This is a genomic window from Arsenicitalea aurantiaca, from assembly GCF_003994485.1.
Taxonomy (GTDB): domain Bacteria; phylum Pseudomonadota; class Alphaproteobacteria; order Rhizobiales; family Devosiaceae; genus Arsenicitalea; species Arsenicitalea aurantiaca.
The window spans coordinates 143,064-164,106 of sequence record NZ_RZNJ01000006.1; the positions used below are offsets into that span (position 1 = coordinate 143,064).

Consider the following 21,043-nt stretch of genomic DNA (forward strand, 5'->3'; position numbering starts at 1 on the left):
GGGCGATTTCTCACGCGCCGGTCGGCACCAGCGGCAGCAGCAGATGGCTGGGGTGAGCGGGATCGTGATAGATCTTGTGGAGCACCGTCCGGCTCGAGCAGACGTGGTAGGGGATGTATTCGGCATTGGTCGAGCCGGCGACGCCGGTCGGCAGATCCGCGCTCGTGATCTCGATGCAAATGCGATGGCCCTTGCGGAACATGTTGGCCGCCGCGAGGATCTCGATGGCATAGGCGTTGATCTCGCCGGGCACGATCTTTTCCTGAGCCTCGCGCGTCATCGGGTGCCAGGGCTTCCAGGGCCGCGAGCGTTCGGTATCGACCGCCTTGTGGGAGGCCTTGAGCCAGCCCCGCGTGATCTCGCGTTCCTTGAGGTCCGAAGGGAGGCTGCGTTCGCCCTCGCGTACGGTCTGCACCGAAACGTCGGGCCCGACATCCTTGAGGATGACGATCCAGTTGGTGTCCTCGGCGTCGATCTCGGCAAAGATGTTGAGAACCGCGGGCCCGGCCATCAGCGTGTCCTCGGGCATCGGGTCCGAGAGGTAGCGCAGCTTGGCGATCTGGTTGGTCTGGGTGGGCGGCATCTGCACGAAGGCGTCGGGCCGGATGAAGTCGTCGGCGCTCTTTTCGGTGAATTCGCGCGTCGAGAGGCGTTCCCAGGAATTGAGATGGAACTTGGTCCACTGCGTTTCAGGGAGCGGCCAGGCTTCCCCGGTGCGCCAGGCATTCTCGCCCATCACCCAATAGCGGACCGGCGGCTCGTCCATGATGCCGGTGTCCATGCCCTTGAGCCAGTGATCGTACCAGCGCAGGATCTCCTCGTGGAGCGTATGGAAGGGCCGCTCGAGGTGGCCCGGGCCGGTAAAGAGCAGCTTCTTGGGGGCGTCGACCTTCTCGAAATAGGTCTGCGCCCCCTGCAGATGGGTCTTGTAGGTGTAGGCGTACCAGCCCGAGCCCGTGTAGAACGGAATGCGGATCTGCCCGAACTCCCGCTCGCTTTCGGCGACGATCTCCTCGGTGTCGTAGGGATTGATGAGGATGTCGAAATAGGCCGGCAGGTGCTGCCCGCGTTGCACGAGCACGTTGTAGAGGTGGGGGTACATGCGGAGATCGGGATCGGCCATGGCCGCTTCCCACCACGCCTTGCGCTGGCCCTCGAGTTCGCCCGGCTGTCCCTTGACCTGGTGGAAGGCCGAGAAATGGCCGATGAGATAGCGGAAGAGATGCACCATCCCTCCCGGATATTCCTCGCGAAAACCGCCGAGCCGCCCATAGGCGCTGCGCGGATCGAAGGGAAAGATGGCCTTGAGCGAAGGCGGATTCTGGCGGGCGACGTTGACCTGCTCGGCCCCGAAGCCGGAAATGCCCACCATGCCCACCTGCCCGTCGCACCAGGGCTGCCGGGCGATCCACTCGATCAGATCGTAACTGTCGAATTCGCGGCTACCGCCGCCCTCGGACTTGCCGATGCCGCGGGGCGAGCCGATGACGTGCACATAGCCGCGCGAGACGAGGAAATGGGTGTCGCCGGCCTCGAGCGGGCCGCACCAGAGGGTGGACCAGGAGGGCTGGGGCTGGATCGCCTCGGCGGTCTCGGGTCCCTGCATATCCTTGTTGTAGATCGCAAAGGCGAGGAGGACCGGGAGCTTTTCGTCCGTCTCCGGCCGGTAGACGTCGATGCACAGATGCTTGCCGTCGCGCATCGGCACGCGGACGTCCCGCTCCACGATCATGCCCTCATGGGACGGCGCACGCGTGTACCTGACCGGCGACTGGTCCGAAGGGGTGGGAAGCGCGATGGTCATTGGGGATCCTTCAGGGGCTATTTATAGATGCTGGCGGTGCCGGGCGCACGGAGCGCGCGGCGCGCCATGACGGGGACAAGCGCGGCGCGATAGTCCGCCGAGCCGTGGATGTCCGACATGAAAAGGTCCGGATCGAGCGCGAGGCCCTCGAGTGCGTCGGCGGAGAAATCGGCTTCGAGCGCCGCTTCGATCTCGGTGCAGCGAAAGACACCATCCGAGCCTGAGCCGGTAACGGCCACGCGGATCTCGCCATCCTCGTGCCGCGCAACAAAGACACCGACCATCGGATAGCGCGATGCGGGATGGAGGAATTTCGCGTAGGCGGCAAAGGGCACGACGGGGAAATCGATCCTCGTGACGATCTCGCCTTCTTCGAGCGCGGTCTCGTAGAGGCCCTGGAGATAATCGTCGGCCGGGATCGCGCGGCGGTCGGTCCGGACCGTGCCGGCAAGCGCGAGCAGCGCGCTTGGATAGTCTGCCGCCGGATCATTGTTAGCGAGCGAGCCGCCGATCGTGCCGCGATGGCGGACCTGGGGATCCCCGATGCTGCCGGCGAGGGCGGCGAGGGCCGGCAGCGCGGCATGGAGCTCGCTATTACGGCTCACGTCGAAATGGGTTTCGGCCGCGCCGATCGAGATCGTCCCGCCGGTTCTGCCGATCCCCTTGAGCTCTGGAATGCCGGCAAGATCGATCAGGGCCTCGGGCGCAGCGAGCCGGGCCTTCATGGCCGGCAGCAGCGTATGGCCACCCAGCATGTAGCGGGCGCCCTCATGGGCTTCGAAGGCGGACCGCGCCGCCTCCAGCGTTTCGGGCTTCAGATAGCTGAACTCATACACGGGCAGGCTCCGCCTTGAGCGGCGCGGCGCTTTCGGGATAGTCTTCAGCTGCCGCTAGGATCGCCTTGACGATGTTGTAATAGCCCGTGCAGCGGCAGATATTGCCCTCGAGTTCCTCGCGCACGATGTGCTCGTCGAGCACGCCCTCATGGCGGCGGATGATGTCGACGCCCGACATGATCATGCCCGGCGTGCAATACCCGCATTGCAGGCCGTGATGCTCGCGGAAGGCGGCCTGCAGGGGATGGAGCCGCTCGCCGTCGGCGAGCCCCTCGATCGTCGTCACCGCCGAGCCCGACGCCTGGGCCGCAAGCATGGTGCAGGACTTCACTGCCCGGCCATCGACATGGACGACGCAGGCCCCGCACTGGCTGGTGTCGCAGCCGATATGGGTGCCGGTGAGCCCGAGCGCGTCGCGCAGCAGGGTGACGAGCAGTGTCCGGTCCTCGCAGGCGAGCCGATGCGCGCGCCCGTTGACGGTCAGTTCGACATGCGCCATGCCGCCTCCTCCCTTCGCACCGAACCCTCAGGCACCGGCGGTTCCCTCGACGAACAGCCCCTGATAGCGGTTCCGGAGCTCGTTCTTTTGCACCTTGCCCATGGTGTTGTAGGGCAGTTCGGGCACGACGATGACGCGCTTGGGCACCTTGAAATTGGCGAGGACACCCGAAAGCGCCCGACGGGTCGCGGCCTCGTCGACCTCGGCCCCCGGCCGGGCGGAGACGACCGCCACCACGGCCTCGCCGAAATCGGGATGCGGCACCCCGATGATCGCGGAGGACTGGATGCCGGGGAGAGTATCGAGCACCATCTCCACTTCGGCCGGATAGACGTTGAGTCCGCCGCTGATCACCAGATCCTTGCCGCGTCCGACGATGGAAATGTAGCCGTCCTCGTCCTGCACGCCGAGATCGCCGGTTATGAAATAGCCGTCCTCGCGGAACTCGCTGCGGGTCTTCTCGGGAGCGCGCCAATAGCCGCTGAAGACGTTCGGGCCCTTGACCTCGATCGAGCCCACTTCGCCCCGGGGCAGTTCCGCGCCCGTCTCCCGATCGGCGATGCGCACCTGAACGCCTTCAAGCGGGAAGCCCACCGTGCCGGGCCGGCGCTCGCCCTCATAGGGGTTGGAGACGTTCATGTTGGTTTCGGTCATGCCATAGCGCTCGAGGATGGCGTGGCCGGTGCGCTCGCGCCAGTCGCGGTGGGTCTGGGCCGAGAGCGGCGCAGAACCCGAAACGAAGAGCCGCATGTGGGAAACCGCCTCGCCGGTGAGGCCAGGATGGGCCAGGAGGCGCGTATAATAGGTCGGCACGCCCATCATCACGGTTGCTCCGGGAAGGGCCGCAAGCACCTCACCGGGTTCGAAGCGCGCGAGCATGATCATGCTGGCGCCGGCCAGCAGGGTGATGTTGGTCGCAACGAAAAGCCCGTGGGTATGAAAGAGCGGCAGGGCATGCAGGAGCACGTCGTCCCTGGTGAAACGCCAGGCGCGGTGCAGGGTCTCCGCATTGGAATAGAGATTGTGCCGGCTCAGCATGACGCCCTTGGAGCGGCCCGTGGTGCCGGAGGTGTAGAGGATTGCCGCGAGGTCATCCGGTGCGGCCCGATGATCGATGCCCTCGGCGGGCTCGGCATCGGCCCCAGCGGCAAGGCTGCCCTCCCCCGCCGCACCGAGGGTCAGGAGATGACCGACGCCCTTTTCGGCGGCAAGCGCAGCGAAGGCGTCGCGGCGGGCGGGATCGCACACGAAGACGACCGGCTCGGCATCGCCGAGGAAATAACCGATCTCGGCCGGGGTATAGGCGGAATTGAGCGGCAGATAGGCGACGCCCGCGCGCAGGCAGCCAAGATAGAGCGCGAGCACTTCGAGCGATTTTTCGACCTGCACCGCACAGCGATCGCCCGGCCGGGCGCCCGCGCGCCGCAGCAGGTTCGCATACTGGCCGGCACGCGCCCAGAGCCCGGCATAGCTCAGCCGGCGGCCCTCCGGAGTGGTCGCAAAAAGTACGTCACCGCTATGGGCAATCCGCTCCACATGGGCGGCGATATCGTCCTGGGGTCGGTCGGTCACGGCAGTCACCTCGTCGGGCTCGCGGGAACGGCTTGCTGGGCGAGGTCCGCCACCGCGGCGGACGCCGCCACGGCGCCGGTTTCGAGAAAGGTCTCGCTATTGGTTTCGATCTCGCCCAGCTCATAATGGTAGTTGACCATCACCCCGTGCGCGCCCTTGAGGCCGGCGGCCGAGAGATTGCCAGGCCAGTTGACCCGTGTAAGCCGCGCGCCATTGCCGAGGTGAAAGCGCGCCACCGGATCGACCGGCTCTCCGCCCGAGCGCTTGGCGGCAACGAGGTAATGGGCGGCAAGCCGGGTGAGGGCGAGGCCTGTCTCCTGAGCGTCCGGGGCGAGCCACCATTCGGGCGCGGCGGTGCGTTCGAGGGCGGCCTTGGCCGGCGCGTGGACGATCGACGCGGCGTTCTGCGCCTCTCCCGCGAGCCACCGGGCAAAGCCGGGCACGGGCGAGAGGGTGACGAAGGTTTCAAGCCGCGGGAACTCGGCCCGCAGGCTCGAGACGACCTGCTTGATCAGCAGATTGCCGAAGGATACGCCGCGCAGGCCGTCCTGGCAGTTGGAGATCGAATAAAAGACCGCCGTGCGCGCCGCCTCCGCAGCGATGACCGGGCGTTCGCGATCAAGAATCGCGCCGATGCCAGAGGGAATGTCGGGGCAGAGCGCGACCTCCACGAAGACCAGTGGCTCACGCGGCAGGCGTGGATGGAAAAAGGCGTAGAGCCTGCGATCGGGCGGATCGATGCGGGAGCGCAGATCGCTCCAGTCGCGGATTTCGTGAACCGCCTCATATTCGATGATCTTGGCAAGGATGGAGGCCGAAGTGTTCCAGTCCACGCGGCGCAGTTCGAGAAAACCGCCATTGAACCAGGAATGGAAGAGATGGCGGAAATCATAGTCGACCTCGCGCAGATCCGGGTCGGCGTCGAGCATGCGCAGCAGGTCGGCGCGCAGCTCGACCAGCATGGCCGTGCCGTCCGGCACCTGGTTGATGCGCCGCAGCAGATGCTGCCGGGTGGGCTCGGCCAGCGTATAGAGCCGCTCGAGCGCCGCATAATCGCCCGAGGTTTGCGCCAGATGCGCGGCTTCGGCGACCGATGCGCGGTCGATGCCGAACTCGCGCCGCAACATGGAGAAGAAGTCGCGCCGCTCCTCGAAGGTCAGCGCGGCATAGCGATCGAGCAGGCGCTGGGCGAGCGCCATGGACGAGGACAGCGCCCGCGTGCCGATAACGGCACGGCAGAGCGCATCAAGCGGCATGGCCGGCGGCTCGAGCCGCGGCATGGCGGGCGCCTGCCGCCGAAAGCGACCAGTCAGCGATGCCAGCATCTCCTGCAACATGACCGAACCTCCCCTGTCCGCCGCCTCGTCATCTGTGTTGAGTGAACCATGTGCACTACACAGCGTCAACCATTTCGTATGACGATCTTTGTTAGATCGTATTCTTATTCTTCAATGATCGCGACGGCGCGGCACCAACCCGCCGAGGCCTTGTGGAGCTTCACGGGGAAGCAGCTGACGGTGAAGCCGAAATCGGGCAGCTGATCGAGATTGGCGAGCTTTTCGATGTGGCAATAGCCGATCGTGGCTCCGGCCTTGTGCCCCTCCCAGATGAGGCCGGCATTGCCGGTCTCCGTGAACCGCCGGCGGGTGTAGGAGAAGGGCGCGTCCCAGCTCCAGCCATCGGTGCCGGCAATGCGCACGCCCCGCTCGGTGAGGTAGAGCGTCGCCTCGCGCCCCATGCCGCAGCCGCTGTCGAGGAAATGGCTCTGCCCGTAGGCGGCGCCGGCGGCGGTGTTGACGAGCACAATGTCGAAGGGTTTCAGCGTATAGCCGATCCGGTAGAGCTCGCGCTCTACATCCTCAGCGGTACAGACATAGCCGTCCGGCTTGTCGCGGAAATCGAGCTTCACCCCGTCCCCGAGGCACCATTCGAGCGGCACCTGGTCGATGGTGATCGCACGCTCTCCGCCATTCATCGTGGGGTGGAAATGGTAGGGCGCGTCGAGATGCGTGCCGTTATGTGTAGAAAAATCCACCCGCTCGATGGCCGGGCCCTTGCGATCGAGGATCTGCTCGGGCTGGAGGCCAGGAAACAGCGTCATGAATTCATGCACGCCATTGTCATGGTCCGAATAGTCGATCCTGGGCAGGGCGTGCGGGGGATCGGAGGGAACGCCATTGGCGATGGACACGGAGAGGTCGATGATTCTGCGGCTCACTGGGGGTTCTCCCTGAAGGATCAGGCCGCGGCGCGACGCGCGGCGGCAATGGCGGCCCACACGCGCGAGGGCGTGGCGGGCATGTCGAGATGGGCGACCCCGAGCGGCCGGAGCGCATCGAGGATGGCGTTCATGATGGCCGGCGGCGCGCCAATGGCCCCGGATTCCCCACAGCCCTTGACCCCGATCGGATTGGTGAGGCAGGGCACGTTGTGATGAGCCATGGCCAGAGGGCCCAGATTGTCGGCCCGCGGCATGCAGTAATCGTTGAAGGTGCCGGTGACGAGCTGGCCGGAGTCCGGATCGTAGACGATGTGTTCGAGCAGCGCCTGACCGATGCCTTGGGCGAGGCCGCCATGGACCTGCCCTTCGACGATCATGGGGTTGATGACCACCCCGACATCATCGACCACGGCATAGGCGGCAAGCTCGACCGCCCCGGTTTCGGGATCGATCTCGACCTCGCAGACGTGGCAGCCATTGGGGTAGTTGGGCACGTCGCCCGAATAGGTGGCGGCGGCCGAAAGGCCGAGTGCGAATTCCTCGGGCACGCCGCGGGCCTGGAAGGAGGCGATCGCGACCTCGGTCATGTGCATTGAGCGGTTGGTGCTGCGCGCCACGAACATTCCGGCATCGAAGGTGATCTCGTCGGGCTCAACCCCGAGCTTCCAGGCGGCGATCCGCCGGCCCTTCTCGATGATCTTGTCGCCCGCCAGCTTCAGCGCCGAACCGCCGATCAGCGAAGAGCGCGCCGCATAGGTGCCGCGCCCGATCATCACCTTGTCGGTATCGCCCTGAATGTAGCCGATGGCCTCGAAGGGAATGCCGAGCTGTTCCGAGACCAGCTGCGCGAAGGCCGTGGCGTGCCCCTGCCCGTGCGAATGGGTGCCGGCAAGGATGGTCGCGCTGCCGGTAGGATCGAAACGGATCTCCATGCGGTCGTTATAGATGCCGGCATGCTCGATGTAATAGGCGACCGAGCGCCCGCGGAGCCTGCCGCGCGCCTCGCTCTCTGACCGGCGCGCATCGAAGCCATCCCAATCCGCCAAGGCGAGGGCCTTGTCGAACAGTGCCTCGAATTCCCCCGTGTCGTAGACCGCGCCGGTCTGGGTCTTGTAGGGCATGCGCGCGGGCGGAACGAAATTGCGACGCCGCACGTCGACGGGGCTGATGCCGAGCCGCGTCGCGAGCTCGTCCATCAGCCGCTCGATCACATAGATTGCCTCGGGGCGACCTGCCCCGCGATAAACGCCGAGCGGGCTCGTATGGGTGAAGACGGCTCGCGTTTCGAGATCGACCGTATCGATGGCGTAGACGCCGGGGATGTAGCGCAGCGAATAGAGCAGCGGCGCGACCCCGGCCGAAAAATGGTAGGCGCCGATCGCGTGCAGCGCACGGGCGCGCACGGCGAGCACGCGGCCCTCGGCATCGGCGGCAAGCTCGGCATGGACCAGCTGGTCGCGGCCGTGATTGTCCCCCATCAGCCCTTCGGAGCGGGTGCCGACCCATTTGACCGGACGCCCGACGCGCCGCGCCGCCCAGAGCACGAGCGCATCCTCGGGATAGCAGTCAGCCTTGGCGCCGAACCCGCCCCCGACATCGGGCGCGATGACGCGCAGCCGTGTGGCGGGTATGCCGAGCACGTCGCGGGCAATCATCTCCTTGAACCCGTGGGGGTTCTGCGAGGTGGCATAGAGGGTGTAGGTTTCGTCGGCCGCATCGTAGAGACCGAGCGCCGCGCGCGGCTCCATGGCGTTGGCGATGATGCGATTGTTCTCAAGCCGCAGCGCGACGGTGACCGCCGCCTTTGCGAACGCCGCATCGGTTGCCGCCGGATCGCCATGGGTGAGCGAAAACGAGACGTTGCCCGGGCAGTCCGGCCAGACCGCAGGGGCGCCCTCGGCGACCGCCGCTTCGAGGGTGACGACGGCGTCCAGAGGCTCGTAATCGACCTCGATCAGGTCCGCGGCGTCGCGCGCCTGGGCGGGTGTTTCGGCGATGACCATGGCAACGCGCTCGCCGACGGCGCGGACGATATCGGGGATGAGGATTGGCCGCAGCGTACGGTATCCGAAGGGCCCTTGCGCATTCTGCGGCATGAAGAGCGGCGGAATGCCGCCGAGCCCGTCGGCGAGAACGTCGGCCCCGGTGAGGACCGCGAGCACGCCCGGCGCAGCCGCCGCTGCGCTAACGTCGAGCCCGAGGATGCGGGCATGGGCATGGGGCGAGGAGACGATCGCGGCATGCGCCTGACCGGGCACGGCATGGTCGGCGACATAGCGCCCGCGGCCGGTGATGAACCGCTTGTCCTCGACACGCCGCACGGGCTGACCGACACCGAACTTCATGCGCCCTCCCCTTTCATCGCCTGGCGCGTGGCGGCGCGGCTCCGCGCGCCTTCCCACCGTGCCGACACATAGGCTTGCACAGATTGTGGACAAAGGAAACGATATTGTATATTTCTGTCCCGGCAAATTCGAGGAGAGACGTCGTGAACATTGCCGGTGAACATGTCATTCCTGCCGCGCCCGAAGCGGTGTGGGCGGCACTCAACGACCCGGAGGTTCTCGCGGCCTGCATTCCGGGCTGCCAGTCGCTCGAGATGCAGTCGCCGACCGCGATGTCGGCTGTCGTCGTGACCAAGATCGGGCCGATCAAGGCGACCTTCAAAGGCGCCGTGACGCTCAGCGACCTCGACCCGCCGCGCTCCTACCGGATCGCGGGCGAGGGCCAGGGCGGCATTGCCGGGTTCGCCAAGGGCGGCGCCAATGTCGCACTCACGCCCGAAGGCGGCGCCACGCGCCTTTCCTACACCGTCGATGCGGTGGTGGGCGGCAAGCTTGCGCAACTCGGTGGACGGCTGATCGAATCGACCGCCAAGAAGCTCTCGGGGCAGTTCTTCGAGGCGCTGGTCGCCCATTTCGATCCCGAGACCGCCGTCCGCGCCTCGGCCCATCAATAGGGCCACGGGCGCGCCTCGCGCCCGCACCCCGGTCATGTCCGATCCCGCCATTCGCGCCATGCCCGCTCTCAGAGTGCGGCCGGCGCCCGGTCGCGCATGATCTGGGTGTAGACATAGCTCCGCAGCCTGAGGAATTCCGGCTCGCCCTTGGTCGCGAGCTGGTCGCGCGGGTTGGGCAGCGCCACGTCGAGCGTTTCCTTGACGCGGGTCGGCACCGAGCCGAGCACGACGATGCGATCGCCAAGATAGACGGACTCGTCGATGTCGTGGGTCACGAAGATGATGGTCATGCCGAGCTCGCTCTTGAGCTTGAGCATCAGGTCCTCGAGATCGGCCCGGGTCTGCGCGTCGACCGAAGCGAAGGGCTCGTCCATCAGCAGGATCTCGGGCTGGTAGGCGATGGCCCGCGCGATGGCGGTGCGCTGCTGCATGCCGCCCGAGAGCTGCCAGGGATGCCGGTCCATGGCATGGCCGAGCCCGACCGAAGTCAGGGACTGGTCGACCCGCCTGTCGATTTCCTTCGGATCGAGGCGCTTGTTGCGCAGCGGAAAGGCGACGTTCTGCCGGACGGTCATCCAGGGATAAAGCGAACGCGAATAGTCCTGGAAGACCAGCGCCATCTGCTCGGGCGGGCGGGTGACCCGCGTATTGCCGAGCATGACCGACCCGGCGCTCGCCGGCATCAGCCCGGAGAGGCATTTGAGCAGGGTGGTCTTACCGCATCCCGAAGGGCCGACCACGCTCGTGAACGTGCCGGTGGGGAACTCGGCGGTGATGTCGGCGAGAGCGGTGACGCTCCCATAGTTCTTTTTCAGGCCTTCGACCCTCAGCATGGCTCTTCCTATTCGGACTTTTGCCTGGCGGCGTGATGCCAGGCGAGGACGCGCCGCTCGAGCGCTTCAAAAAGCAGGTTCAGGCCATAGCCGAGGCATCCGAGCACGAGGATGCCCGCCCACATGGCCGAGATGTCGAAGGAACGCCGGGCGGTCCAGATGGCAAAGCCGATGCCGTTGGTCGCCGCGACGAATTCGCTGATCACCATCATGATGATGGCGAGCGACATGGCGGTACGCGCGCCCGCAAAGATCGCCGGCAGCGCGCCGGGCAGCACCATGTGCAGCAGCTGGTTGCGCCGGGTGATGCCGAAGACGTCCGCGGTTTCGCGCAGCGTGGGATCGATGCTGGAGACCCCCGCAATGGTGTTGAGCAGGATCGGGAAGAGACAGACCATCGCAATCAGCGTGACCTTTGCGGAATCATCGACCCCGAGCACGATCATGGTCAGCGGCAGAAGCGTCGATGGCGGCAGGGCGCGGAAAAAGTCGACGATGGGCAGGACGGCGAGCCGCGTGCGCCGCGACAGCCCCAGAAGCACACCTGCCGAAACCCCGATGACGAGCGCGATGGCGTAGCCCGTGCCCATGCGGCGCAGGCTGGGCACGATATCGCTGAAAAAGCGCGGACCGAACCAGTCCGCGACGAAACGGGTGAGGATCACATCGAGCGGTGGGAAATAGAGATCGTTGCGCGGCGCAGCCCAGAGCGCATAGGCCGCGATCAGCAGCAGCGGAACGCCGATCTCGAGGCTGAGCAGGACGAGGCGGGATGGCTTGCGGTTCATTGGGCAGCTCCGCGGAAGGCGGTGTGCCAGTGCAGCACGCGCCGCTCGATGCGGCTGAAGAGCGTGTTCTGCGCGAGCCCAAGGACGCCGGTCCAGAAGATGATGGCGTAGACCGCCTCGACATTGGCGCCCTGCCGGGCGAGCACGATCCGCCGGCCGAGCCCTTCCATGCCGACCACGATTTCCATGGTGACGACAACGACGAGCGCGAGCGCCGAAGAGATGCGCAGGCCGGTCGCGATATAGGGCAGCGCCGCAGGCAGGACGATCTTGCGCAGGCGCGCGGAGGCCGAAAAGCCGAAGGACCGGGCCGTCTCGACGGCAAGCGGCTCGACGTCGCGCACCCCGTAGAGGGTCTGGATAAGAATCGGCCAGAAGGCAGAGAAGGCGGAGAGGAAGATCTTGCTCTGGTCGTTCGCACCCATGAGGAGGATGAGCGCGGGAATGAGCGCGACCGAGGGGATCGGCCGCAGGAATTCGACCAGCGTGCGCAGGGCGGCGTGCACATAGACCGAGGCCCCCATCAGGATGCCGATGGGAATGGCGAGCACCGCGGCGATGGCGAGGCTCGCAGCCCACGTCCAGAGCGTCGTCCATGTGTCGAGCCAGAAGCTCATCTGTCCGAACTGCTGGACGAGGCCGAGCGCCATGACCGAGGGGGGCGGCACGAAACGCTGCGGCACGATGTCGAGCCGCGTGATGATTTCGAAGACGAGCAGGAAGAGCGCGATGCCGAGATAGGGCAGCGCCGCATCGGGGACCAGCGGCCCCCGCGATGTCGCGCCCGGCCCCGCAATCTCCCCGGGCCGGACGACGGGCGCGCCGGCGCCCAGGCTGCTCTCACGCATGCAGAGGTTCCGTTCTGTCTTGAAGTGATGCGCGCGACCCGCCGGGCCGCGCGCCAAGTCTATCGATCGGCCGGCTTATTCGCCGGGCTCGTGCACCAGCGCCTCGAGATCGGGCATGGAGGGCATGAAACCGTAGCGGATGGCGAGGTCGGCCCCGAGCTGGAAATCTTCCGGCGTCAGGCTTGGGCGCCATTCGGGCAGGTAGAAGCTGTCGGCAATGGCCTGGCTGACATTGGAATTGAACTTGGGGAAGGCCGCCCGCACTTCGTCGGGATTGTCGATGGCGTATTGCTGGCCGCGATAGATGGCGCGCACAAAGCCGTCGACCAGCTCGGGGTTTTCCTCGAGGAAGTTGCGGTTGGTGAAATAGGCCGAGAACATGATGCCGTTCGGATCGACCTCGTAGACCGGATAGGAAATGACGCGCAGGTCATTGGCGAGAGCGGCGGCGACGAAGGGTTCGACGACCCAGCCGGCATCCACCTGGCCCTGGGCCACGAGGCTGACCACGTCCGGGAACGGCACTTCGATGATCTCCACCGCTTCGGCAGGATTCTCGATGCCGTTGTTCTCGAGCGCGGCGAGGATCGAGAGATGCACGAAGTTCTGCAGCGTGTTGCTCGAGACGCGGCGGCCTTCGAGATCGGCGAGCGACTGGATGTCGGAATCGGCGCGCACGACGATGGCATTGTTGCCCGTCTCGTTCTGCGTTTCGCCCACGAAGCCGTTGGCCACGGCCACCACGGGCAGGCCGCGGGAGGCAGCGATCAGAAGGCTCGTCTGGTTGGAATAGCCGAAATCGAAATCACCGGCGACGACCGAGGTGACGATGTCGACGCCGCCCACTTCGGGCTTGAACTCGACCTTGAGGCCCTCCTCGGCAAACCAGCCGAACTCTTGGGCGAAATAGGCGGGGATCAGGGTGGAGATCGGCTGCATGCCGACGACCACATGGCGCAATTCGGCGTCCTGCGCCTGCGCGACGCCGGTCGCGGCCAGGGCCATTGCCATGGCCGAAGTGGCCACGCTCAGTTTCAAGGCTTGGTGCAGAGTTCTCACGACTTCCTCCTCATGACGACCGCGCTATCCTCCACGCGTCCTGAGGATACACAAACACATTTTTTGTATGACAGCAATCCGTCAAATGTATTCACACCCCAAGGGCGAGGCCGTGCCCGCGGAAGAGCGGTGGGGCGCCGCGCCGGTCAGGAGGCGACGGCGCCGAGTTCGGCCTGGCGCAGCTGCGCGAAAAAGTCGGAAAAACGTTCCCCCTGTACCAGCACATGGGTGCGCAGCGCATCGGCAGCGGCATCGGGATCGCCATTGACGATGGCCTCGACGATGATCCGGTGCTCGGCGAGCGAGTTGCGCACGCGGTTGCGCGCACGCAGCTGCAGTCGGCGGTAGGGCTTGAGCCGTGTAGCGAGCGAAAGCGCCTCCTCTTCGAGGAATTCGCTCGCGCTCATCGCATAGATCATGTGGTGAAAGGCTTCGTTGGCATAGTAATAGGCGTCTGGGTCGCCATCCTGCTCGGCCTGCTCGCAGGCCCGGTTGGCCTCGACAAGCCCAGCGGCGCCCTCACTGGTCACGCGCCGCGCGGCCATGCGCCCGCAAAGCGCCTCGAGCTCGGCCATGACCTCGAACATCTCGATCAGCCGACGCGGGCTCAGCTGGCGGACGAAGGCCCCGCGATTGGTCTGGATCTCGACGAGCCCGGTTGCCGAAAGCTGCATCAGCGCTTCGCGGACGGGCGTGCGCGAGACCCCGAAGCGCTCGCGCAGGCTCGCCTCGTCCAGCCGTTCACCGGGCTTGTAGCCTCCGGTGACGATTTCCTGCTCGATCTGATCACGGAGTTGCGCCGTCAGGCTGAGCTTGGGCATGATCCCTCGTATGCATAGATTGCCAATCTTATACGCCAGATTGACAGAATTGTCGAACAAAGTGTAGTCGTCCTACACAATCCCCGTCCATCTCTCCGGCAGGACGCAGCATGTCACATTTCACGCCCGACTTCGTCATTCAATATGCGGGCCTGCGGGTGCGGTTTGGGGCCGGGATGCGCAATCGCATCGCCGAGGAGGTCGAACGGCTCGGGCACGCGCGCGCGCTCGTGCTCTCGACGCCCGAACAGGCGGATGCGGCCCGGCACGTCGCCGAGACCCTCGGGCCCCGCTCGGCCGGCGTCTTTGCTGGCGCGGTGATGCACACGCCCGTCGCTGTCACCCAGACCGCCCTCGCCCATGCGGAGACGGTCGGCGCGGACTGTCTCGTTGCGATCGGCGGCGGCTCGACCATCGGGCTTGGCAAGGCGATCGCCTTGCGCAGCGGGCTCGACCAGATCGTCGTGCCGACCACTTATGCGGGTTCGGAAGCGACCCCGATCCTCGGCCAGACCGAGAACGGGATCAAGACGACGCTGATCGATCCGGCCACGCAGCCCGAAATTGTCCTCTATGACCCCGAACTGGTGGCTACGCTGCCCGTGCCGCTCACGGTCTCGAGCGCGCTTAACGCCATGGCCCATGCCGCCGAAGGGCTCTACGCGCAGAACCGCAATCCGCTTTCGAGCCTGATGGCCGAAGAAGGCCTGCGCGCCTTCGCCGATGCGCTCGAGCGTGTCGTCGCCAATCCGGGCGATCTCGATGCGCGGAGCGAGACGCTCTATGGCGCCTGGCTCTGCGGCACCGTGCTGGGCCAGGTCGGCATGGCCCTCCACCACAAGCTCTGCCACACGCTGGGGGGATCGTTCGACCTGCCACACGCTCAGACCCATGCGGTGATCCTGCCCCACGCGATCGGGTTCAATGCCGGTGCGGCCGCCGACGAACTTGCCGTGGTGGGCGCGATCTTCGGGGACGACCATCCGGGGCGGGCCCTCTACAGGTTTGCCGAGCGGATCGGCGCGCCGCTCTCGCTGCGGGCGCTCGGCCTTGCGGAAGCCGATCTCGACCGCGCCGCCGAAATCGCCACCGCAAAACCCTATTGGAACCCGCGGCCGGTAACGCGGGCCGACATCCGGGCGCTCCTGCAGGCGGCCTGGGAGGGCCGCGCGCCCGCCTGAGACAATGGAGGACAAAGCCCCGTGAACGATCGTACCGACACCGCCTATTTCACCGAAGCCCGCTCCGTCGAGGCGGTCAATGCCCGGATGGCGCCTGGCGCCGATCCGCGGCTTACCCAGATCATGTCCGCGCTCGTCGGGCATCTGCACAGCCTGGTCAAGGAGGTCGGGCTGACCCAGGAGGAATGGGCGCTCGCGATCGACTTTTTGACCCGCACCGGCCAGATCTCGGACGGCAACCGGCAGGAATACATACTTTTGAGCGACGTGCTCGGGGTCTCGATGCTCGTCGATGCCATCGGGAGCCGGCGACCCGAAGGAGCCACGGAAAATACCGTGCTCGGCCCCTTCTACGTGCCGGGCGCCCCCGCCTACCCCATGGGCGCCAACATCTCGCTCGACGGCAAGGGGGAGAGTTGCCTCTTTTCGGGCCGCGTCATCGACCTCGAGGGCCGGCCCATCAAGGGCGCGCGCATCGATGTGTGGTCGGACAATGCCGAGGGGTTTTACGACGTCCAGCAGCCCGATCTGCAGCCGCGCTGGAACAATCGTGGGGTCTTCGAAACCGGCGAGGACGGGCGTTATGCGTTTCGCGGCATCCGCCCGGTGTCCTATCCGATCCCCGATGACGGACCGGTGGGGCAGCTGCTGGGCGCACTCGGGCGCCACCCCAATCGCCCTGCGCACCTGCACTTCATCGTCAGCGCGCCGGGCCATGAAACCATCGTCACCCACACCTTCGTCGATGGCGACCCCTGGCTCGCCTCGGACGCGGTCTTCGGGGTCAAGTCCTCGCTCATCGCGCAGATGACGCCGGGCGAACCCGGCGACACCCTATGGGCCTCGCGCTTCGACTTCGTCATGTGCCCGCTCGGCTGAAGCTGAGCCTTTCTTGCCGGGCCACCCCACAGCTGCGCCGGCCTCATATTCGCCAGAGAAAATCTGTTTTCATATGTGAAAGAGGTTTGACGGCCTCGGCGCGGGCTTGCTAGCTCTTGGCAACAGGCGGGCGCGGAGGCGCTCGCGCGAGGATGGAAACAGGACATGGACGATATGCGTCACCCCCGGAGGCGCCCGTGAGCATCTTGCCGGACGCTGCGACGCTGCCGCTTGCTGGCGTGCTGGTCGTGGATCTCTGCCAGTTCCTTTCGGGTCCCTATGCTTCGCTGAGGCTGCAGGATCTGGGCGCGCGGGTCATCAAGATCGAGCGGCCCGACGGGGGCGATTTGTCGCGCCGGCTCTACCTCTCGGACACCGAGATCGGCGGGGATTCGACGCTTTTCCACGCCATCAACCGCTCCAAGGAGAGCCTCGCGCTCGATCTCAAGAACCCCGAGGACATCGCGGCGCTGAAGACGCTCGTCGGCAAGGCCGACGTGGTGCTGCAGAATTTCCGCCCCGGTGTCATCGGCCGGCTCGGGCTCGGCTACGAGACGCTGCGGGCGGTCAACCCCGCGCTCGTCTATGGCTCGATCACCGGCTATGGCGAGGCGGGCCCATGGGTTGGGCGCCCGGGGCAGGATCTGCTCGCCCAGGCCCGGTCGGGCCTCATGTGGCTCACCGGTGATGCCGAGCAGGGCCCGGTGCCGATGGGCCTGGCGGTCGCCGACATGCTCGCCGGCGCGGCGATGGCGCAGGGCATCCTCGCTGCTCTCGTCAAGCGCTGGCGCACCGGGGCTGGCAGCCATGTCGAGACGAGCCTTCTCGAGGCCTTGGTCGACTTCCAGTTCGAGGTCTTGACCACGCACCTCAATGATGGCGGGCGTCTGCCGCAGCGCGCCGCCTATCGGAACGCCCATGCCTACCTGTCGGCGCCCTACGGGGTCTATCCGACCGCCGACGGACATCTGGCGATCGCCATGACCCCGATCGGGCGGCTCGGCGAACTGCTCGGGCTCGAGGCGCTGCTGCCCTTCTCGAACGACCCCAAGAGCTGGTTCACCGAGCGCGACCGCATCAAGCGCATCATTGCGGACGCCATCGTGACCGAGCCGACCGCGCACTGGCTCTCCATCCTCGAGCCCGCGGACATCTGGTGCGCGAAGGTTCTGAGCTGGCCCGAACTGCTCGAATCCGAAGGGTTCCGGGCGCTCGACATGCTGCAGACGGTGACGCGCGGCGACGGCCTTTCCATCACCACCACCCGCTCGCCCATCCGGGTCGACGGCCAGCGCGCCCGCACCCGGAGGGCGGCGCCGCTGATCGGGGAGCAGAGCGCCGCCATCAGGAAGGAATTCGGACTATGACCATCACCCTCAAGGGCATGACCTGGCGCCATCCGCGCGGCTTCGACCCCATGGTCGCGACCGCCGCGATCTGGCAGGACAGGACCGGAGTCGCGATCGCCTGGGAGCAGCGCTCGCTGCAGGATTTCGAATCCTTCCCCGTTGAGACGCTGGCGCGCGAATACGATCTCATCGTCATTGATCACCCCCATGTGGGTCAGATCACGGCTGAAAACTGTCTCGTGCCGCTCGACGTGCCGGGCCGCGAGGCCGAACGGGCGGCGCTCTTGGCCGGCAGCGTCGGTGGCTCCTACGAGAGCTATGGCTATGACGGGCGCCAATGGGCCTTCCCGATCGATGCGGCGGCCCAGGTCCAGGCCTATCGCCCCGACATCATCGCGCCGGTGACGCGCTGGAGCGAGGTGGTCGAGCATGCCCGCGCCGGGCGCGTGGTGCTGCCGCTTCTCGCCCCGCACTCGCTCATGTGCTTTTTCACTCTTGCGGCCAATATGGGCCATCCCTGCGCCTCGGGCAGGGGGACGTTCGTGCATCGCGAGACCGGGCTCGAAATCATCGCCATGCTCGAGGAAATGGCCGCCCTCTCCCACCCGATGAGCGAGACCGCCGACCCCATCGGCGCCTCCGAAGCGATGGCCGAGACCGATAGCGGGCTCGCGCTGATGCCGCTCGGCTATGGCTATGCAAGCTATGCGCTGTCGGGCTTCCGTCCGCACCGGCTCGGCTTTGCCGATATTCCGGCAGCGGGCCAGCTGGGGCCGGTTGGCTCGGCGCTCGGGGGGACGGGCATCGCCGTATCCGCTTTCGGCGCCCATCGGGATGCCGCGATCGACTATGCCTATTGGGTGGCAAGCGGCTCGGTGCAGGCAGGCCCCTATGCCGGAGCCGGCGGACAGCCCGGCCATGCCGAAGGCTGGGAGGACGACGCGGTCAACGCCGCGAGCGGAGATTTCTACCGGGCGAGCCGCCGGACGCTCGACGGCGCCTATATGCGCCCGCGCCACAATGGCTATATGGAATTTCAGGACAGAGCGGCGCGCCGGTTGACCGAGGGGCTCTACGCCCGCCATGCTGGTAGCGCGATCCTCGATGATCTCGAACGGCTTTACCAAGAAAGCTTCTGATGGAACGGCCGCGGCATTTCGAGGACTACCGGATCGGGGAGACGCGCCGGAGTTCGGGCCGCACCATCACCGAAGCCGACTTCGTGATCCATGCGGGCCATACCGGGGATTTCTTCCCCCATCACATGGATGCCGAGGCGATGAAGGCCTCGCCCTTCGGGCAGCGCATCGCCCATGGCACCATGACCTTTGCGATCGGCATCGGGCTGACGGCGGGGGAGATCAACCCCCTCGCCTTCACCTATGGCTATGAGCGGCTGCGCTTCCCCAAGCCGCTTTTCATCGGGGACACGATCCACACGGTATTGACCATCGCCGCGCTCGAGGACGACCCAAAGCGCCCCGATCACGGGCGCATCGTCGAGACGGTCCGCGTCATCAAGCAGAACGACGAGGTCGTTCTGGCCTGCGACCACATCTACCTCGCCCGGCGTCGCAGCCTCTGATCTGAGGCGGAGCCCCGGATTATCTTGAAAGGTGCGGGGGAACCTCGAGGCCACTCATGGCTTCTACTGCCTCGTCACCATCAGGGACATGGCAGATGCCGCAGACCAGAGAGCCGCAACTCAACGCCCGCGAAGAGGCGCTTACCCGGTTCATCAAGGCGCCGGACTTCCCCTGCGTGGGCGCCAAATCGGCGCTCGGCCGGGGTCGGCTCAACCTCTATTCAGCCCGTAGCCTCACGAGCGCCTGGGACGATCTGGCGGTGCAGGACCGGCTGATGCGCCTCGCCTGGGACTATCACGAGGACCCGGCGCTCTTTACGAGCTTCGCCGTGGTCTTTGAAGGCCCGGACGACCTTTCGGAGGCCGCGTTCGAGCGCCATATGTGGGAGCGGCTGCAATCGCTCACCGACAAGGATGCCTGGCGCGGCCAGAAGGCCGACAGCCGGGTCAGCACCGATCCCGACGATCCGCATTTTTCGCTGAGCTTCGGAGGCGAGGCTTTCTTTGTCGTCGGCCTCCATCCTCGGGCCAGCCGCCCGGCGCGGCGGTTCGCCTATCCGGCACTGGTCTTTAATCTTCACGACCAGTTCGAAATCCTCCGGGCCGAGAACCGCTACGAAAAGCTGCGGGAATCGATCCTCGAGCGCGACCTGGCGCTTGCAGGCAGTCTCAACCCGATGCTTGCCCGGCACGGCAGCATTTCCGAAGCGCGGCAGTATAGCGGCCGGGCCGTCGACGAGAGCTGGCGCTGCCCCTATCACCGCCCGGAGCCCGACGCCGATACCGCACGGCTCCTCACCGAACTCGACGAGGCGAAGTGACCTTGAAAGGCCAGACTCAGACCATCCCCCCGCGCTCAGGCACGGCGTTCACGCTGAGCGCCGGCGAGACGCTGACGGTCATCGACCCGGAGGGCGGCCAGGTCGCGGATCTCCTCGCCATCTCCGCAGCGGATACGCGCGAGATGATCTCGTCGGGGCGCACGCTCGACTATGCCGAAACGCTCTATCTCTCGACGGGTAACCTTCTTTATTCGAACCGCTCCAACGTCATGCTGGAGATCGTCGAGGACAAAGTGGGGCGGCACGACTTTCTCCTCACCCCCTGCAGCGAGGCGACCTTCCGGCTCTGCTACGACAACGAGCCGCCCCATCCGGGATGTCACGGAAACCTCCACGCCGCGCTTAGCCCCTACGGGATCGCCGAAGACGCCATTCCCGTCGCCTTCAACTGCTTCATGAACGTGCCGGTCGACGGCGAAACCGGGCGCTTAAAGGTCCTGCCGCCCCTCAGCCGGGCGGGGGACTTCATCCGCTTCCATGCGCGGATGGACCTCATCATCGGGCTGACCGCCTGCTCGGCCCCGGCCAGCAATGGCGGTAGCTTCAAGCCCATCCAGTACCGGATCGGGCAGGACGAATTCGCACGATAGCCTTCTGTTAACCATGACGGGGTCTCGCACCCCCGCGGCCTTTTCATCCCTGCATCCGAATGCTTGCCTTGGCGGGTAGTCGAATCATACGGGCTGGAAGGAGAACCGCGTGAAATACGTCCTCAGGATCCTCGGGGTCGTCGCGATCCTCTTTTCGCTCTACGTGATCGTGGGTGAGCAACTCGTTGGCTCGAGCGGCGACGCCTATGTCAACGCCCCCCTCGCGACGATCCGGGCGCCGATCAACGGCACGCTGCAACTGAGCACGGCGCCGCTCGGCGGGCGGGTCCGCGCCGGGGATGCGATGGGCAGCGTTTCGGCGCGCGCGGTCGCCGATGCCACGCTTTCCGGGCTCGAAGAGGGGCGGCTGCTGGCCG

Annotated in this window: 20 protein-coding genes and 1 pseudogene; 9 read left to right on the plus strand and 12 right to left on the minus strand. The window is 66.2% G+C overall.

Going from position 1 to position 21,043, the window contains the following annotated elements; translation table 11 throughout:
• Positions 1–10: 10 nt before the first annotated feature.
• The 7 genes from EMQ25_RS15965 to EMQ25_RS15995 form a co-directional block, all read right to left on the minus strand.
• Positions 11–1,804 (minus strand): CocE/NonD family hydrolase, encoded by a 1,794-nt coding sequence (locus EMQ25_RS15965; protein WP_127189605.1) that lies wholly within the window; start codon positions 1,802–1,804, stop codon positions 11–13.
• A 17-nt stretch (positions 1,805–1,821) separates the two neighbouring features.
• Positions 1,822–2,640 carry an FAD binding domain-containing protein gene (locus EMQ25_RS15970; protein WP_127189606.1) on the minus strand — a complete coding sequence of 273 codons (819 nt, stop codon included), beginning with the start codon at positions 2,638–2,640 and terminating at the stop codon, positions 1,822–1,824.
• Complete coding sequence (locus tag EMQ25_RS15975) at positions 2,633–3,139, minus strand: (2Fe-2S)-binding protein (protein ID WP_127189607.1); 507 nt, start codon at positions 3,137–3,139, stop codon at positions 2,633–2,635. Before EMQ25_RS15975 ends, EMQ25_RS15970 begins: the two co-directional genes overlap by 8 nt.
• Positions 3,140–3,166: 27 nt before the next feature.
• Positions 3,167–4,675, minus strand: a complete 1,509-nt coding sequence (locus EMQ25_RS15980) for a malonate--CoA ligase (RefSeq protein ID WP_244606622.1) — start codon at positions 4,673–4,675, stop codon at positions 3,167–3,169.
• Positions 4,676–4,716: 41 nt separating this feature from the next.
• Positions 4,717–6,048 (minus strand): malonyl-CoA decarboxylase, encoded by a 1,332-nt coding sequence (locus EMQ25_RS15985; RefSeq protein ID WP_127189608.1) that lies wholly within the window; start codon positions 6,046–6,048, stop codon positions 4,717–4,719.
• A gap of 104 nt (positions 6,049–6,152) precedes the next feature.
• The gene (locus EMQ25_RS15990; RefSeq protein ID WP_127189609.1) at positions 6,153–6,929 is read right to left on the minus strand and encodes a cyclase family protein; all 777 of its coding nucleotides are present in this window, start codon (positions 6,927–6,929) and stop codon (positions 6,153–6,155) included.
• A gap of 20 nt (positions 6,930–6,949) precedes the next feature.
• Positions 6,950–9,277: a xanthine dehydrogenase family protein molybdopterin-binding subunit gene (locus EMQ25_RS15995; RefSeq protein ID WP_127189610.1), complete on the minus strand. Its 2,328-nt coding sequence runs from the start codon at positions 9,275–9,277 to the stop codon at positions 6,950–6,952.
• A 143-nt stretch (positions 9,278–9,420) separates the two neighbouring features.
• Between EMQ25_RS15995 and EMQ25_RS16000 the strand changes: the two genes are divergently transcribed.
• Positions 9,421–9,891 (plus strand): SRPBCC family protein, encoded by a 471-nt coding sequence (locus EMQ25_RS16000; RefSeq protein WP_127189611.1) that lies wholly within the window; start codon positions 9,421–9,423, stop codon positions 9,889–9,891.
• A 68-nt stretch (positions 9,892–9,959) separates the two neighbouring features.
• Here EMQ25_RS16000 and EMQ25_RS16005 read toward each other — a convergent pair whose 3' ends face one another.
• From EMQ25_RS16005 to EMQ25_RS16025, 5 genes are all read right to left on the minus strand, one after another.
• The gene (locus EMQ25_RS16005; RefSeq protein ID WP_127189612.1) at positions 9,960–10,724 is read right to left on the minus strand and encodes an ABC transporter ATP-binding protein; all 765 of its coding nucleotides are present in this window, start codon (positions 10,722–10,724) and stop codon (positions 9,960–9,962) included.
• 8 nt (positions 10,725–10,732) lie between these two features.
• Complete coding sequence (locus EMQ25_RS16010) at positions 10,733–11,512, minus strand: ABC transporter permease (RefSeq protein WP_127189613.1); 780 nt, start codon at positions 11,510–11,512, stop codon at positions 10,733–10,735.
• A complete protein-coding gene (locus EMQ25_RS16015; RefSeq protein WP_127189614.1) occupies positions 11,509–12,360 on the minus strand; it encodes an ABC transporter permease in 852 nt (283 codons plus the stop codon). The genes EMQ25_RS16010 and EMQ25_RS16015 overlap by 4 nt, the downstream gene beginning before the upstream one ends.
• 75 nt (positions 12,361–12,435) lie before the next feature.
• Complete coding sequence (locus EMQ25_RS16020; protein ID WP_244606620.1) at positions 12,436–13,419, minus strand: ABC transporter substrate-binding protein; 984 nt, start codon at positions 13,417–13,419, stop codon at positions 12,436–12,438.
• Positions 13,420–13,565: 146 nt separating this feature from the next.
• Entirely contained in the window at positions 13,566–14,240 is a 675-nt protein-coding gene (locus EMQ25_RS16025) for a GntR family transcriptional regulator (RefSeq protein ID WP_127189615.1), read from the minus strand.
• Positions 14,241–14,350: 110 nt separating this feature from the next.
• On the opposite strand from EMQ25_RS16025, the gene EMQ25_RS16030 reads away from it, so the two are divergent.
• The 8 genes and pseudogenes from EMQ25_RS16030 to EMQ25_RS16065 form a co-directional block, all read left to right on the plus strand.
• Positions 14,351–15,421: a maleylacetate reductase gene (locus EMQ25_RS16030; protein WP_127189616.1), complete on the plus strand. Its 1,071-nt coding sequence runs from the start codon at positions 14,351–14,353 to the stop codon at positions 15,419–15,421.
• Positions 15,422–15,508: 87 nt separating this feature from the next.
• The gene (locus tag EMQ25_RS16035; RefSeq protein WP_127189632.1) at positions 15,509–16,300 is read left to right on the plus strand and encodes a dioxygenase family protein; all 792 of its coding nucleotides are present in this window, start codon (positions 15,509–15,511) and stop codon (positions 16,298–16,300) included.
• Between the two features lie 206 nt (positions 16,301–16,506).
• The gene (locus EMQ25_RS16040) at positions 16,507–17,667 is read left to right on the plus strand and encodes a CaiB/BaiF CoA transferase family protein (protein WP_244606623.1); all 1,161 of its coding nucleotides are present in this window, start codon (positions 16,507–16,509) and stop codon (positions 17,665–17,667) included.
• The gene (locus EMQ25_RS16045; protein ID WP_127189618.1) at positions 17,664–18,788 is read left to right on the plus strand and encodes a type 2 periplasmic-binding domain-containing protein; all 1,125 of its coding nucleotides are present in this window, start codon (positions 17,664–17,666) and stop codon (positions 18,786–18,788) included. The genes EMQ25_RS16040 and EMQ25_RS16045 overlap by 4 nt, the downstream gene beginning before the upstream one ends.
• The gene (locus EMQ25_RS16050) at positions 18,788–19,234 is read left to right on the plus strand and encodes a MaoC/PaaZ C-terminal domain-containing protein (protein WP_127189619.1); all 447 of its coding nucleotides are present in this window, start codon (positions 18,788–18,790) and stop codon (positions 19,232–19,234) included. Before EMQ25_RS16045 ends, EMQ25_RS16050 begins: the two co-directional genes overlap by 1 nt.
• Before the next feature lie 95 nt (positions 19,235–19,329).
• The gene (gene gntA / locus EMQ25_RS16055; protein WP_127189620.1) at positions 19,330–20,055 is read left to right on the plus strand and encodes a guanitoxin biosynthesis heme-dependent pre-guanitoxin N-hydroxylase GntA; all 726 of its coding nucleotides are present in this window, start codon (positions 19,330–19,332) and stop codon (positions 20,053–20,055) included.
• Between the two features lie 2 nt (positions 20,056–20,057).
• A complete protein-coding gene (locus tag EMQ25_RS16060; protein WP_192895683.1) occupies positions 20,058–20,666 on the plus strand; it encodes a DUF1989 domain-containing protein in 609 nt (202 codons plus the stop codon).
• Between the two features lie 109 nt (positions 20,667–20,775).
• A pseudogene (locus EMQ25_RS16065) lies at positions 20,776–21,043 on the plus strand (HlyD family secretion protein); the annotation flags it as partial.

Coding starts and splice junctions, on each gene's coding strand:
- EMQ25_RS15965 (WP_127189605.1), bottom strand. CDS start 1,804: ATGACCATCGCGCTTCCCACCCCTTCGGACCAGTCGCCGGTCAGGTAC.
- EMQ25_RS15975 (WP_127189607.1), bottom strand. CDS start 3,139: ATGGCGCATGTCGAACTGACCGTCAACGGGCGCGCGCATCGGCTCGCC.
- EMQ25_RS15985 (WP_127189608.1), bottom strand. CDS start 6,048: ATGTTGCAGGAGATGCTGGCATCGCTGACTGGTCGCTTTCGGCGGCAG.
- EMQ25_RS15995 (WP_127189610.1), bottom strand. CDS start 9,277: ATGAAGTTCGGTGTCGGTCAGCCCGTGCGGCGTGTCGAGGACAAGCGG.
- EMQ25_RS16005 (WP_127189612.1), bottom strand. CDS start 10,724: ATGCTGAGGGTCGAAGGCCTGAAAAAGAACTATGGGAGCGTCACCGCT.
- EMQ25_RS16010 (WP_127189613.1), bottom strand. CDS start 11,512: ATGAACCGCAAGCCATCCCGCCTCGTCCTGCTCAGCCTCGAGATCGGC.
- EMQ25_RS16015 (WP_127189614.1), bottom strand. CDS start 12,360: ATGCGTGAGAGCAGCCTGGGCGCCGGCGCGCCCGTCGTCCGGCCCGGG.
- EMQ25_RS16025 (WP_127189615.1), bottom strand. CDS start 14,240: ATGCCCAAGCTCAGCCTGACGGCGCAACTCCGTGATCAGATCGAGCAG.
- EMQ25_RS16030 (WP_127189616.1), top strand. CDS start 14,351: ATGTCACATTTCACGCCCGACTTCGTCATTCAATATGCGGGCCTGCGG.
- EMQ25_RS16035 (WP_127189632.1), top strand. CDS start 15,509: ATGGCGCCTGGCGCCGATCCGCGGCTTACCCAGATCATGTCCGCGCTC.
- EMQ25_RS16045 (WP_127189618.1), top strand. CDS start 17,664: ATGACCATCACCCTCAAGGGCATGACCTGGCGCCATCCGCGCGGCTTC.
- EMQ25_RS16050 (WP_127189619.1), top strand. CDS start 18,788: ATGGAACGGCCGCGGCATTTCGAGGACTACCGGATCGGGGAGACGCGC.
- gntA (WP_127189620.1), top strand. CDS start 19,330: ATGCCGCAGACCAGAGAGCCGCAACTCAACGCCCGCGAAGAGGCGCTT.